This window comes from Paenibacillus sp. FSL R5-0378 (genome assembly GCF_038009285.1).
Lineage (GTDB): Bacteria > Bacillota > Bacilli > Paenibacillales > Paenibacillaceae > Paenibacillus_AQ > Paenibacillus_AQ favisporus.
Genome location: NZ_JBBPAY010000001.1, coordinates 3,532,832 through 3,547,057 on the forward strand (window position 1 = coordinate 3,532,832; position 14,226 = coordinate 3,547,057).

Annotated in this window: 10 protein-coding genes and 1 pseudogene; 9 read left to right on the forward strand and 2 right to left on the reverse strand. The window is 54.1% G+C overall.

Annotated features, from left to right (window positions below; translation table 11 throughout):
* Positions 1–129 precede the first annotated feature (129 nt).
* From MKY74_RS16610 to MKY74_RS16625, 4 genes and pseudogenes are all read left to right on the forward strand, one after another.
* Positions 130–999, forward strand: a pseudogene (locus MKY74_RS16610) (radical SAM/SPASM domain-containing protein); the annotation flags it as partial.
* Between the two features lie 74 nt (positions 1,000–1,073).
* Positions 1,074–1,523 (forward strand): OsmC family protein, encoded by a 450-nt coding sequence (locus tag MKY74_RS16615; protein ID WP_076167633.1) that lies wholly within the window; start codon positions 1,074–1,076, stop codon positions 1,521–1,523.
* A 316-nt stretch (positions 1,524–1,839) separates the two neighbouring features.
* A complete protein-coding gene (gene pdxR, locus MKY74_RS16620) occupies positions 1,840–3,297 on the forward strand; it encodes a MocR-like pyridoxine biosynthesis transcription factor PdxR (RefSeq protein WP_076167631.1) in 1,458 nt (485 codons plus the stop codon).
* Entirely contained in the window at positions 3,291–4,217 is a 927-nt protein-coding gene (locus tag MKY74_RS16625; RefSeq protein WP_076167628.1) for a D-alanine--D-alanine ligase, read from the forward strand. Before pdxR ends, MKY74_RS16625 begins: the two co-directional genes overlap by 7 nt.
* A gap of 151 nt (positions 4,218–4,368) precedes the next feature.
* Here MKY74_RS16625 and MKY74_RS16630 read toward each other — a convergent pair whose 3' ends face one another.
* Entirely contained in the window at positions 4,369–5,295 is a 927-nt protein-coding gene (locus tag MKY74_RS16630) for an aldo/keto reductase (RefSeq protein WP_076167626.1), read from the reverse strand.
* Positions 5,296–5,563: 268 nt separating this feature from the next.
* Entirely contained in the window at positions 5,564–7,672 is a 2,109-nt protein-coding gene (locus MKY74_RS16635; RefSeq protein WP_076167624.1) for an acyltransferase family protein, read from the reverse strand.
* A gap of 318 nt (positions 7,673–7,990) precedes the next feature.
* Between MKY74_RS16635 and MKY74_RS16640 the strand changes: the two genes are divergently transcribed.
* The 5 genes from MKY74_RS16640 (at position 7,991) to MKY74_RS16660 (ending at position 14,214) form a co-directional block, all read left to right on the forward strand.
* Positions 7,991–8,881, forward strand: a complete 891-nt coding sequence (locus tag MKY74_RS16640; RefSeq protein ID WP_076167621.1) for a GNAT family N-acetyltransferase — start codon at positions 7,991–7,993, stop codon at positions 8,879–8,881.
* Positions 8,882–9,177: 296 nt separating this feature from the next.
* Positions 9,178–10,581, forward strand: coding sequence for an NAD-dependent malic enzyme (locus MKY74_RS16645; RefSeq protein ID WP_076167619.1), 1,404 nt, complete (start codon positions 9,178–9,180; stop codon positions 10,579–10,581).
* Positions 10,582–10,843: 262 nt separating this feature from the next.
* Positions 10,844–11,863, forward strand: coding sequence for a glycoside hydrolase family 130 protein (locus MKY74_RS16650; RefSeq protein ID WP_076167616.1), 1,020 nt, complete (start codon positions 10,844–10,846; stop codon positions 11,861–11,863).
* 52 nt (positions 11,864–11,915) lie between these two features.
* Positions 11,916–13,220 (forward strand): extracellular solute-binding protein, encoded by a 1,305-nt coding sequence (locus MKY74_RS16655; RefSeq protein WP_076167614.1) that lies wholly within the window; start codon positions 11,916–11,918, stop codon positions 13,218–13,220.
* Positions 13,221–13,338: 118 nt separating this feature from the next.
* A complete protein-coding gene (locus MKY74_RS16660; protein ID WP_076167611.1) occupies positions 13,339–14,214 on the forward strand; it encodes a carbohydrate ABC transporter permease in 876 nt (291 codons plus the stop codon).
* Positions 14,215–14,226: the final 12 nt, after the last annotated feature.

Genomic DNA, 14,226 nt, shown 5'->3' on the forward strand with positions numbered 1-14,226 from the left:
CCCGATTGTCAGATCCAAGCGATTAAGGCTGTCCTTTGTCAAAAATACGGTTTACGTTTGCTTCGGAAGGATGTTCTAATATAATAGGTTGAGAAGGTAACTTTTAAGGATCAGACTGGAGCTTCCATCATGAAAAAATTCAAAAAGTTTTACGTCGAACTGACGAGCAAATGCAATCTGGCCTGTACGTTTTGTCCGCCGACGCACCGGGCGACCAATTATATTACGATTGAGCAATTTACGCATACTCTGGATGAGATTAAACCCCACACGGAATATATTTATTTTCACGTCAAAGGCGAACCGCTGCTTCATCCGCACATTGACCAGCTGCTGGATATCGCCCATGAGAAAGGGTTTAAAGTGAACATCACGTCCAACGGCACGCTGCTGCACAAGGCAGGTCGGAAGCTGCTGAACAAGCCGGCGCTGCGGCAGATGAATTTCTCCCTGCACAGCTTTGACGGGCATGTCGGTTCCCAAGACAAGAACGGCTATATCTCCAAAGTGCTTACCTTTGTCAAAGAGGCGGTGTCCCAATCGGGCATGATCGTATCGCTGCGGCTGTGGAATCTCGACCCGGACAACGCAACGAACTTGGAGCGGAGCCGTAATCGGGAAATGCTGGAGTACATTGAGAAGGAGTTTAACCTGGATTACAAAATCGAGGAAAAAATCGTTCCCGGCAAAGGCATCAAAATTGCGGACCGGATCTACATCAATATGGACCACGAATTTAAATGGCCGGACCTGACGGAGGAGGAGGACCTCAGCCGGGGCTTCTGCCATGGTCTGCGCAATCAGGCCGGCGTCCTGGTGGATGGAACGGTGATCCCCTGCTGTCTTGACGGGGAAGGTGTCATTAATCTCGGCAACATCCACAAGACCTCATTTTCCGAAATTATCGAAAGCGAGCGGGCAAACCGGATCGTCGACGGTTTTTCCCGGCGCGAGGTCGTGGAGGAGCTGTGCAGAAAATGCGGCTACCGCCAGCGCTTTAACTATAAAGCGAACGGCATCGCTTCTGACGAACCGCAACCAGCCCGCTCTGAATTACAGGAGGCGACTCGACTGTGAAACATTCATTTGTGTTAAAGGCCGGCTGGAACGGCGGACGCAACAGCGATGGACAGATCGAAGCAGGCAATCTCCGTACGCAAATTTCCATCCCGAAAGAGATGGGAGGCCCGGGCGTCGGGACGAACCCCGACGAAATGCTGCTCGGCGCCGCCGCTACCTGCTACTTAATCACACTGGCGGCCATGATGGAGCGTTCGCACCTTCCGGTTCATGAGCTTTCGCTGGAGTCCGAAGGCATCGTGGACGTGACGGACAACATTTTTACGTACGTCAGCATTACGCACAAGCCGCATATCGTGCTGGCCCGTGAAGCAACAGCCAAAGATGTGGAGACGGCGGACAGGCTGGCGCATAAAGCGGAAGGCTCCTGCATGATTTCCCGGGCGGTATCCGGGAATGTCGCCCTCGCGACCGAGCCGAAGATCGAAACCGTTACGGAATAGCGGCGTTACAGCCTTGGTGAGAGGCGAGCGCCAAATCGCTGAATGTATGAACAGACCGCTTGGGCAGGCTGCCCGGCGGTCTTTCTGTTTGCTTGGACAAACTCAGGAAAGTGCCCAGATCACAAATGAATGAAGGCGGGTGAGTCGGCCTCCGGCTTTCGGGCATCCTGAGAAGGAGGACAGCCGAAGCGGTTCGGCGAGAGCCGGTATCATGACCTGCGGACAAACTAAACCACGCCGGGCCGGAAAACGCCGTCCGGTGGATCTTTTATCAGGCAGCGGATTGTGTGAAGATAGGTACGGGGGGAATAACGTTATGTTTACGGATTTTAAAATTACAGAAGGCCGGCCGCTGACGGTGCAGGTCAAAGAATACTTGAAGCAGTGGATCACCAAGGGCAAGGGAAGGGTGGACCAGAAGCTGCCGTCGACGCGGGAGCTCAGCACGATGCTGAATATCAGCCGTAACACACTGGTGGCGGTGTACACCGAGCTCGAGGAGGAAGGGTACATTTATACCGTCCGCTCCAAAGGAACCTTTGTCTCCAAAGTGGGCATCGCTTCGGTACCTTCCTGGCATGTGGATTGGCAGCAGCATTTGAGCCCGGTCGCACAAGCGGCCACGGATCTGGATCTGATGAAGCGCGACCTGCGCGGGGAGAAGGGGATGATTAACTTCGCGAGCATCGCCCCCGACGAGAAGCTCTTCGACCTGGCCAACGTGAAGCGCGCTTTTCTGGACCGGATGGCGATCGAAGGGGAAATTTTGCTCAACTACGGCTATGCCAAAGGATACAAACCGTTGATCGAGTATTTGACGGGTTATATGGAAACGAAAGGCGTCGACATGGACGGTAAAGATATTCTGATCACGAACGGGTTCACGGAAGCTTATGATATTATTCTGTCCTCGCTGAACGTGAATGAAAAGCATATTTTGTGTGAAAACCCGACTCATCACACAGCCATCAAAATTTCCCGGCTTCAAGGATATGACATTACCGGGATCGGCATGGAGCAGGACGGGATCGATATCGGCGAAATGGAGCGGGCGCTGACCGAGAACTCCTTCGGTCTGGCGTTCCTCACCCCGTCGTATCACAACCCGACCGGGATCGTGATGTCAGCCGAAAAGCGGGTCGAAGTGCTGCGCCTGCTGGCAAAGCACCATATTCCATTGATCGAGGACGGCTTTAATGAGGAGCTGCGCTATTCGGGTTCGCATATGGCCCCGCTGGCGGCCTTCGGCGGGGATGGAAACAGCGTCATTTACCTCGGGAGCTTTTCCAAAATATTGTTCCCGGGCATCCGCATCGGCTGGATCGCGGCGGACAGGGAGCTGATCGATGCGCTGGTCAGCGTCAAGCGGGCGAGAAACATTCACACCTCCACGCTGGATCAGGCGGTGCTGTATCAATATTTTCATAACGGCAATTTTGAAAAGTATTTAAAGCGGGCGAAATCTGAATACAAGCATAAGCACGAGCTGACGGTAGAGTGCTGTCGCAAGTATATACCTCACAAAAGGTTAACCGGAACCGGCGGGCTCCATCTGTTCCTTGAGCTGCAGGACGGCATCCGCTCAAGGGATATTCTGAGGGATTGTTATGAACAAGGCGTGGTGTTTACCGCAGGAGATGTCTTCTATACGGACGGTCAGGGTGAGGGAACGCTGCGGATCGGTTTTTCACGGGTGAGCGATGAAGAACTTGTCCACGGCATTCAGGTGATCGGAAAGGCGGTCCAAAGACGAATGGAGGAGAACGGATGTTAAGAGTAGGCGTAATTATGGGCGGAGATTCCTCGGAACGGGAGGTGTCGCTGATGACGGGACGGGAGATCATCTCGCATTTGGATCCCGCCAAATACGAAGTCCGGCCGATCGAAATTACGAGGAAACGGGATTTGCCGCAGCAGCTGGCCGGTATCGACATGGCCGTGATCGCCCTGCATGGCAAATACGGGGAAGACGGAACGATTCAGGGTACGCTCGAGACGCTCGGTGTTCCATACACCGGCAGCGGCGTTTTGGCGAGCAGTCTGTGCATGGACAAAAATACGGCAAAGAAGCTGCTCCGTTACGAGGGTGTAGAGACACCCGACTGGATGCTGCTGACGAGTCCGGATGAGCTGGAGAACGTGCTCGTCTCGGAACCGCTCTATCCGCTTGTCGTCAAACCGAACAGCGGCGGTTCCAGCGTCGGCGTGACGCTGGCGCGGGATGAGCAGAGCTTGCGGGAAGCGGTGGAGCGCGCTTTCCACTGGGACGATGAAGTGATCCTCGAGCAGTACATCGAGGGTGAGGAAATCACGTGCAGCCTGCTGAACGGTGAGTACCTTCCGGTTCTGGCGATCAAGCCGAACGGAGAGTTTTTCGATTACACGTCCAAATACGAAGAAGGGGAGTGCGAAGAAGTCGTCGCGAGCCTGGATCCGGATACCGCCGAACAGGTCCGCCGGGCCGCCGAACTCAGCTGCCGCGTGCTCAAATGCAGCGTGTACGCGAGGGTGGATGTCATGCTCCACCAGGGCATTCCTTACGTGATGGAGGTCAACACGCTGCCTGGTATGACCCGGACCAGTCTGCTGCCCAAGAGCGCGCTGGCCGCTGGGCTGTCCTTCTCCGCCCTGCTGGACCGGATCATCGAGGGGTCATTGGCTGAACGTCGGAGGGAGTACGGGCTCGTTGTGTAATTGGTGGATGACAGCAAAGGAGCTGCTTTTAGGGCGGATCGCCCTGAAAGCAGCTCCTTTTGTTGAAGAGATCAAAAAACATATACATCCGAAGCCAGATAAGCCGCGTCTTTCCCGCAGTACCGGCTCATCCGCCGATGGTCCCCGCGGATTATTTAAAGATACTGCTGATCTCTTCGACTTCAGCATCCGTTAATTGAACGTCCAGCGTCTTCAGGTTTTCCTTTACCTGCTCCGGTTTTTTCGCTCCCGGAATCAGGGTGTCAATGGCCGGCTGCTTCAGGTACCAGGCCAGCACCACATGAGCCACTTCGACGTTCTTTTGCGAAGCGATCGGCCGCAGTCGATCCACCTTGTCCAGGTTCCGGGCGAAAGCTTCACCTTGAAAGCGCGGATTGTTCGCGCGGAAATCGCCGAACGTGGTGTCCTTCGTATATTTGCCGCCTAGCAGGCCGGAAGCCAGCGGGAAATATGGGACAAACGAGATGCCATTGGCTTCGCAGTATGGAAGCAGCTCCTTTTCCGCGCCCCGGGCAAAAAGGTTGTATTCCGATTGGAGCACATTCACATAGCCGTTCACGTTTGCCTCTTTCAGCTGGTCGATGCTGAAATTCGATACGCCGATGGCCCGGATTTTGCCCTGTTCCTTCAGCCTCTGCAGCGCTCCGACGGCTTCAGCCTTCGGCGTCTGCTCATCAGGGAAATGGATGTAGAACAGGTCGATGTAATCCGTCTGCAGGCGTCTCAGACTGTCTTCGACCGACTGCTGCAAAAAGGAGGGCGAATTGTCCATCACGACTTTGCCATCCACAAACTTGTGCGCGCCTTTGGTCGCGAGGACGGCATTCGCTCTGCCTTTCTCCTTCAGCACCTCGCCGATCAGCTCTTCGGAGCGGCCGGGACCGTAGATGAACGCGGTATCCAGGAAATTCACCCCGAGGTCGAGGGCGGTCCGGACCACGTCCCTGCCTATCTCTTCATTCAGATTCGGATACAGATTATGCCCGCCGACAGCGTTGGCTCCGAGCCCAATCGGATTAATATGCAGATCGCTTTTGCCTAAACGAATCGTAGCCATGGTGATCTCTCCTTCTCTACATTCATTGATGGTAATCCTTCATTATCATATCAAATTGTGAACTGTTTATTCAATATGTACAGTTAGGCGGGGGGACGTGAGGGAGACGGCTCCATTGAAAATGAACCGAAAAAACCGGGCACGGATCATTTCCGTGCCCGGCTGTTGCGGCAGTGCCTGACGAACCACTAAAAGGTAACAGTCATGTATGAGTTCCAATACGTGTATTTCTCAAAGGCTCTTAACACAAATGTCTTTATGAGCCCGGTCATTTGGTTCCGACGGCATTTGTGATCAGCGATGCCAGCAGTTTGGCTCCATCCGCCTTAAGATGGACCCCGTCGGGTGTAAAGAAGGACTGTCCGCTGCTCGCTTCGTACCAATCGAGCAGCGTCGCATTGACATGGGCATCGGCTGCCTTTCGGAGCGCCGTATTGACCGTGCTTTCCCAGTTTCTCGGCACCCGGGTGTTCACGAGCACGACCTGCCGGACGTCCTTCAGCGAGTCGAGAAGCCGGGAAAGCTGCTTGGAGCTGAAGGCGCCGTTGGTTCCGAGCTCGATCACCACGTAGTCGCCGAGCTTGCCTTCCGACCGGAGCCGCTCCACGATGTCCGGCGCTTCGGACATTTGCCGGCCGATCTCGGCATCGACGACGATGCCGGGAAGGTACTGCTGCAAATATGGGGCGGCGTCCAACAGGATGGAATCGCCGATGGCGCTCACCGCCAGATTCCGCTTGACCGGTGGAGGGGCGTTCGTTCCCGCTGCGCCGGCCCCTTGCCCGGATGCCTTGCCCGAACTCCCTCCCGGCTCGCCGGCTTTGGCGGGAGGCGTGCCGGCCACGCCTACGGGATTCGCGGACGATGTTGCTTTGCCGCCGGCAGAAGGCGGGTCTTCGGCCTGGCCTGTAGTGCCCGAAGCTGCATTATCCGCAGCCTGCTGGCCTTGGGCTGCAGGAGGCGTTTGCGCCTCGGCTGGACTGCCGACAGAGGTTTCCGCCGGGCCGGCGTCGTGATGATCGCCGCCTTTTGCGGTTTGCTGGCCGGAAGCAGGGGCATCCGCATTTCCTGTGCCGTCCCCGGCAGCGGAAACCTCCTGTGACACCGGGCTGGAGCCGTCAGCTCCGGAAGCGGCCGGGCCGAGCGCCTGGACGGTGGATGCCACCGCAGGTGTCCGGGCGATGCCTGTGCAGGAGATAATGACCAGCAGCAGTAAGGTAGCCCCGGTGATCCAGCCCTTCAGCGGAATCTGATCTACGCCCAGTTTGCCGGAGCGCAGCTTCTCCCACCCTTTTCCCAATAACCCTTTGCGGATCGGTTCTTCGATCAATGTATACGACAGCGCAGCCAGCGCAATGCTGGCAGCCACCTGAAATACGGCTTTCGGGACGCTCACGTCTCCGGCTCCGTTCGTTGTGGATAAAATGATTACTGGATAATGCCATATGTATATGCCGTAGGAGCGAACGCCGAGCCATCGCAGCGGCTTGCAGCCAATCAGACGGCCGACCCGGCTTGCCGGGTGGGCGAGCACGGCCACGGCTGCTGCCGCGGCCAGCGACAGGAGGACCAAGCCGCCAGGGTATAGGAATGCGTCGTATTCGTTGGTGGTCCAGATCATGACCAGAATCGCTGCTAAGCTGACTATGCCGATGCCGTCCAGCAAGCGCCTGGAGAACCGGTCGATGCGGGGAGACAGCTTGCGGCTGGGCCAAATAATGCTGAGCGCGGCACCGATCAGGAGTGAAAACGCCCGGGTATCCGTCCCGTAATATACCCGGCTGGGATCCGTCCCCGGATCGTAGATGACCAGCATCGCCAGGGCGGATACCGCCGCGGCCGAGAGCATGAACAGAAACATTTTTCCCCGCCGCGGGGCGAGCTTCAGACCGATCAGCATAAGCAGCGGCCACAGTACGTAAAACTGCTCCTCAACCGATAACGACCACAGATGACCGAGCGGCGAGACGGGCCCGAATTTTTCAAAGTACGAAACCTGGTGGTAGATCAAATACCAATTGTTTACATAAAAGAGTGACGAGATCGCGTCGCCCTTTAAAACCGGCATTGTCGACGGCCGCGCCAATGTCACCCAGGCGGTCACGGCGGCGAGCATGACGATCATGGCGGGAAGCAGCCTCCGGCACCGTCTGATCCAAAACTGCTTCAGGTCAAGTGTTCCGCTCCTTCGCCACTCGGCGGTAAGAAGATCGGTGATCAAATATCCGGACAGGACGAAAAATATGCTGACGCCAAGCAGTCCCCCCGGCGCCCAGCCGACGTTCAGATGGTATAAAATGACAGCGAAAACAGCCAGGGTCCGGAGTCCGTCCAGTCCCGGCATATATCTTTTTTCATTCGGCGAGAGGTGAATCATAGCGGCTTACCCGGCTTTTCAGGCAGGTGAGCGGCGCTGTTGTTAACGGCTATGTATGAACTTCCTGAGATGTATGTGCGCATTCTTTAGCTGCCTCCAGACATTGTTGATCGGTGAAACATAAGTTTACCATGTCATACTTTATCATAGGGCACCGAAGGGAAAGTTACAAAATGATTGCGTTCATTTCACATTTTATTCATTATGTATATAGATTGAACTAAAGCTGTGTATTGAACTTCCTGTTGCTTATACGGCCAATAACATTCATTCTTTAGTTCATTCTATGTAGTTAGATCTGCAGAAAGTGGGGAATGAATGAAAATGAATGTAATCATGAGAAGGATGAGTGAATTTTCGCCTGCCGAGCTTACGGATCTTTGGAACGAAGGGTTTAAGGGGTATTCGGTCCCCATCACGATGAGCATGGAAATGCTCCTCAAGAGAAGTGCAGATCAAGGATTGTCGCTCGCCCAGTCGATCGTCGGCTGTGTGGACGGTATTCCCGTCGGTTTTGTCATGAACGGTCTGCGGAATACCGGCGGTGTGAAGACAGCATGGAACGGGGGAACGGGGATCATCCCGGCGTACCGGGGCAAAGGCATCGGCAAGCTGCTGATCAAAGCCAGCCTTGAGCTGTACGAAGCGGAGGGTGCGGATGTCGCCCTGCTCGAAGCGCTGAGCGATAACAAGCCGGCCATATCGCTGTACGAGCGGATGGGATATGAGGTCATTGACGATCTCTTCTTCTATGAATGCAAAAGCCTGAAAGATGAAGCGCTGACCAGCGGCGGTTTCGGGGAGTACGAATTCCGCAGGGGCATTCCGCAGGATATCCAAAGGCTGCAAGTGCCGGTCAGTAACCAGCCTTGGCAGACGCAATGGGAGAGCATCGTGAACGGCGAATCGCTGATCGCGTTCGATCCGGAAGGTCAGCCTGCCGGTTACGCACTGTATAAAAGGGGCTTCGATGATCAGGGGACGCATACCTCCACGTCGCTCTTTCAATGCAAGGTTCTGGGCGGGCAAAGCGAAGACGCTTTGGCGCTGATGAAGGGCCTCCTAAGCGAAGTGTTTGGGCCGTCCAGCCTTGGACTGACCCTGCGTACCGTCAACATTCCCGGGTCCGAAACGATGCTGACGGGTTTGCTGAAGGAAGCCGGTTTTGGCATATCGGTCAGCCAGGTACATATGAAACGCAGCGTGTAACGGCTCAAGCGTATATAAACTATACACGGGCCGAAGCTGCGGTGGGAGCGCTGAGTTACTCCCGTTCCTTATGGATACTCTGACGCTTGTGCAGTTTCGCGGTTATTGTTAAGATATGTTGCGGGCGGTTTCGATCCGAAAAGTCAAAACCGGACGAGCTTTTGGCCTGAATATGGATCAGCTTATGATAGAATTGCAATCGGTTACAAAGCCGGGTCGTCAGACTTCGGACAAATGACAAATGGCTTTAACAGCACGGGTGACTATTTTTAAACCTTGAATCAGGAGGATGCATCATGGCGAATACGAGTATTATTCTTAGGGTTGAGCTGGATCACGGGAAGGTAACTTTTGGAGATGTCGCAGCCGCGATCAGTAAATCGGGAGGGGACATCACCTCCATCGACGTCATCCGCCCCGGGAAGGATTCTTCTGTGCGGGATATTACGGTTGAGGTGGCCGACACGCAGGAGGACCGCGTCGTTGAATCGCTGAAGCGGCATGACGGCATCAAGCTGATCAACGTGTCCGACCGGACCTTTCTCGTTCACTTGGGCGGCAAAATCAAGGTTCAGCCGACGCTGCCGATCAAAAACCGGGACGACTTGTCACGTGTGTATACGCCGGGTGTGGCCAAGGTGTGCACTGCGATCCACGAAGACCAGGATAAGGCTTATTCGCTCACGATTAAACGCAATACGGTAGCGGTCATCACCGACGGTACAGCTGTTCTCGGACTTGGGGATATCGGTCCGCATGCGGCGGCTCCCGTGATGGAAGGCAAGGCGATGCTGTTCAAGCAGCTTGCCGGCGTCGATGCGTTTCCGATCTGCCTGGATACGACGGACACGGAGGAAATTATCCGGACGATCAAGGCGATCAGCCCGATTTTCGGCGGTATCAACCTGGAGGACATCAGCTCTCCGCGCTGCTTCGAAATCGAGACGCGGCTGGCCCAGGAGCTGGATATGCCGATCTTCCATGATGACCAGCATGGTACGGCCGTGGTCGTCATCGCCGGTCTCTTGAACGCCTTGAAGGTGGTCAACAAACGGATGGAGAATATCCGGGTCGTCGTGAACGGCATCGGTGCGGCGGGCGTGTCCATTTGCAAAATGCTCCTCAGCGCCGGCGTAACGAAGCTGGTTCCGGTTGACCGGGAAGGCGCTATCGTCAGGGGAGGTACATACAGCCATCCGATGTGGCAGTGGCTGGCAGACCAGCCGCAGGTCGAAGCGAACGAAGGCTCGCTTAAAGAGGTGATCAAAGGGGCCGACGTATTCATCGGCGTATCGCGCGGCAATCTGCTGAACGGGGAGGATATCCGCAGCATGGGGCCGGATCCGATCGTCTTTGCGATGGCGAATCCAGAGCCGGAGGTGTCGCCGGAAGAGGCGATTCCGCATTCCCGGGTCTACGCGACCGGGCGCAGCGATTATCCGAACCAGATCAACAACGTGCTCGTCTTTCCGGGCCTGTTCCGCGGAGCGCTTGACTGCCGGGCCCGCTGCATCAACGAACCGATGAAGCTGGCGGCGGCGCGGGCGATCGCTTCGGTCGTCTCGGGCGGGGAGCTGAACGAGCTGTACATCATCCCGAGTATTTTTAACGAGCAGGTTGTGATCGAAATCCGCAAAGCGGTGGTTCAGGCTGCGATCCTGACCGGGGTGGCGCGCAGAATTCCGAAGGACTTCAGATAAAGCGCGGAGTTTCCCGGATTAGAGCAGCTGACTTGTTCTCGTGCATACAACAATAACAAAACCGTCCCTTGTAAAGCGATGTCACCCGGACATCGCAGCAAGGGGCGGTTTTTGTTTTGCTCTCCGTGATTTATAACTGACATAAGTAAAACGATCTGCATTATTCGGATGTTTTCGAAAGTTTATGGGATATTTTGTGTTTTGGCGGGGAGCTATAATAACCGTGACGAGAAAATAAAGGGCTTACAAGGAGGCTTTACCTATGAAGATCACAAGACATCCGGAAAATCCGATCGTCGTTCCGGGCATATATAATTGGAGAAAAGTAACCGTATTCAATCCGGCGGTAATCATGGATAACGGCAAATTCTACATGATAGAACGGACGGCGGAATCATTGACTCCGTGCAAAAACGTGCTGGGGCTTCTCGAAAGTGAGGACGGTGTCCATTTCACCCATGTCAAGGATGAACCGATTATCACACCGGACATGCTCGGTTTTCCTTACGGGAGTGTTCAGGACCCGCGGATTGTCAAGATTGAGGGCACGTACTATTTGAATTACGCGCTGCGCCCATGCGCGATGAGCTACTATCCGACCGGTTCGGGTGTACCTGAGCGTTCCATACCTTCCTATCCGGACGGGTGGGGCGAAGAGGAGGGACACTGGCTAACCCGTTCCTCTATACTCAAGTCGGACAATCTCTTGGACTGGGAGTTTGTATCGGACACGACGCCGCTGGATATCAATGACCGCGACAATATTCTGTTCCCTGAAAAAATAAACGGGAAATACTACCTTCTTCGGCGTCCTGAAGAATATGTCGGGGAAGCTTACGGCACGGAAAAAGCCGCGATGTGGATCACAAGCTCGGAAGACCTCATCCACTGGGACGAGCCTGTGCTCCTCGCCAAAGCCGAAAATCCGGAGTGGGAATCTAAAAAAATCGGCGGTTCCACCCCTCCGGTGCGTACGGATCACGGCTGGCTGGTCCTTTACCATGGGGTGGACGAGGATACGGTGTACCGCGTTGGAGCGATGCTGCTGGATTTGGAACAACCGGAGAAAGTCATCGCCCGGACGAAAAATTATATTATGGAGCCGGAAACTTATTACGAGAAATTTGGCTACCAAATCCCGAACGTCATTTTCCCGACCGGCAACGTGGTAAAAGACGGACTTCTCTATATTTATTACGGCGTGACGGATACGGCGATTGCGCTGGCTACCGTTCCGCTGGATGACCTGGTGCAGCATATTTTGAGCGAATCTTTGGTGTAGGACAGCTCCGGTATTCGAGAATACTACTTTATATGAAAAGAAGGGGAAAGGTATGAAAAAATCACAGAATCGATTGAAATGGCTGATGACAGGTTTGGTTGCCGTCATTATGGTGATTACAGCCGCATGCGGCAATAATCAGGCGGACGGAGGAGCAGATGCCAAGAACGGGAAAGTGACGCTGACCATGATGCATCCTTGGACATCGCCAAACGTGGACAATGATGTGTATAAGAAACGGATCGAAGAGTTCGAAAAACAGCATCCCGATATCATCATTAAGCAGGACGGCGTGCCTTCTGCCCAATACAAGACCAAGCTGCGTACCCTCGCTGCAGGCAACAATTTGGCTGACATCGACGTGTTATGGCCGGGAGCGGATCTGGCCCCGCTTGTAGACGGTAAACTGCTTGCACCGATCAATGACATGATGGACCAGTGGAACAGCATTCTTCCAGAAAGCGCGCTGGCCGGCTTTAAAGTCGGCGACCAGCAATACGCCATCCCTACCAAACAGACATTCGTGGATATTATCTACTATAACAAAGAGATGTTGGCCAAAGTGGGCTACGACCAATTCCCGGATACCTATGAGAAATTCATCGATGCGGTGAAAAAGCTGAAAGACGCGGGAATAACGCCGATTTCTTTAGGAAATAAAGAGCAGTGGCCGCTGCAATCCTCTTACCTGTCCATCATCGGTGACCGGTTTACGGGCAGCGACTTCTTGACGAAAGTGATGAACAAGGAAGCCAAATTTACCGACCCGGATTTCGTCAAGGCGATCTCCGTCATTGATGAGCTCAGCAAACTGAAAGCGTTTAATACCGACGCTAACAATATGGATACGGTGCAGGCCCAGGATTACTTTATCCAGGGAAAAGCGGCAATGCATATTTCCTCTTCGACCGTTGACGGCCGCATTCGTATCCAAAACGATGAAGGGGACAAGTTCGGAATCGCGCTGTTCCCGAAAGTGGATGGCGGAAAAGGTGATCCTGCCAAGAGCGCCGGAGTCGTTCAGTACGGCATCGGGATTAAAAGCGGACTGGACGAGAAAAAGCAGCAGGCCGCCGAGGAGTTTCTGAAGTTTTTTGTGAACGAGGATTTGTATAAACAACTGATCAGCAGCGGGGTCGTTGTTCCTGCAAAGGTGGACATTCCCGCAGATGCAAGCAAGTATTTGAAAGAAATGATGGAACTCACCAGTAAGGGAACCGCTCCAGTATTCGACAGTGTGATTCCGACACAGGTGGTTGACGTCATGCAAAACGGCCTGCAGGCGCTAACTGTTGGCCATGGGACTCCGGAGCAGGTAGCCAAGGATGTTCAGGAGGCTTTCGATAACATGAAATAGAATGGCACTGTGAGCCTGTTCGTGTCTGAGATGAAAAACGTGAAGGAAACCTGGGCTACCGGGTTTTCTTCCTTTTATCAGATCGCATGAGTGGGGTGATGAAAAGGAGGGACCACATATGCACACCTTAAAAGGGACGAAGCTAGCTATCTTTCTTGGCTTGTTTCCTGCGCTTCTCATCTACCTGGGAATCGCCATCGTTCCGATCGGGTTGTCGCTGTACTACTCGCTAATGGATTGGAACGGCATCGGCTCCATGAGCTTTGTCGGCTTGGATAACTACTTGGATATTTTGAAGGACGACATTTTTTGGCTGTCAGTCAAAAACAATCTCATCATCATGGTAACAGGGCTGGCGGGCCAGATCCCGCTCGGGCTTGTGCTCGCCCTTTTGCTTAACCGCAAGATGAAAGGATCCGGATTCTTCCGGACAATAGGTTTCATGCCCGTCGTCATTTCTTCGGTCATGGTGTCCATGATCTGGGGGATGGTGTACAACACGGAATACGGAATGCTGAACAATGTCCTCGGTTTATTCGGCGCAGAGAGCTGGAAGCAGAATTGGCTGGGCGATTCCAAATGGTCGATGCTGTCCATCAGCATCGCCTACATTTGGCAAAACTGCGGACTCTATATGGTTATCTTTCTGGCTGCATTGCAGAACATTCCGGACGAGGTTAACGAAGCTGCCGAACTGGACGGGGCGACCGGTCTAAAGCGTACGCTGCGCATAACGATTCCGATGATCCGCGGGACGATTATGGTGGGCGTTGTTTACAGCATCAGCAACTCTTTCCGTGTATTTGATCTTATTCAGATCATGACCGGAGGCGGTCCTGCCCATCAGACCGAGGTCATGACGATTTACATGTACAATAGCGCCTTTATGAATATGCGCTACGGATATGGGAGTGCCGTTTCGATCCTGATTCTACTGTTCAGTTTGATTGTCATAAGTCTGTTAAACCGACTCGGAAGAGAAAAGAACGCTTAAAGGAAGGAGGTT

Excerpts from the sequence above, each read along its gene's own strand:
- MKY74_RS16650 (WP_076167616.1), top strand. The coding sequence starts at position 10,844 with ATGAAGATCACAAGACATCCGGAAAATCCGATCGTCGTTCCGGGCATA.
- MKY74_RS16635 (WP_076167624.1), bottom strand. The coding sequence starts at position 7,672 with ATGATTCACCTCTCGCCGAATGAAAAAAGATATATGCCGGGACTGGAC.
- MKY74_RS16625 (WP_076167628.1), top strand. The coding sequence starts at position 3,291 with ATGTTAAGAGTAGGCGTAATTATGGGCGGAGATTCCTCGGAACGGGAG.
- MKY74_RS16655 (WP_076167614.1), top strand. The coding sequence starts at position 11,916 with ATGAAAAAATCACAGAATCGATTGAAATGGCTGATGACAGGTTTGGTT.
- MKY74_RS16645 (WP_076167619.1), top strand. The coding sequence starts at position 9,178 with ATGGCGAATACGAGTATTATTCTTAGGGTTGAGCTGGATCACGGGAAG.
- pdxR (WP_076167631.1), top strand. The coding sequence starts at position 1,840 with ATGTTTACGGATTTTAAAATTACAGAAGGCCGGCCGCTGACGGTGCAG.
- MKY74_RS16640 (WP_076167621.1), top strand. The coding sequence starts at position 7,991 with ATGAAAATGAATGTAATCATGAGAAGGATGAGTGAATTTTCGCCTGCC.
- MKY74_RS16660 (WP_076167611.1), top strand. The coding sequence starts at position 13,339 with ATGCACACCTTAAAAGGGACGAAGCTAGCTATCTTTCTTGGCTTGTTT.
- MKY74_RS16630 (WP_076167626.1), bottom strand. The coding sequence starts at position 5,295 with ATGGCTACGATTCGTTTAGGCAAAAGCGATCTGCATATTAATCCGATT.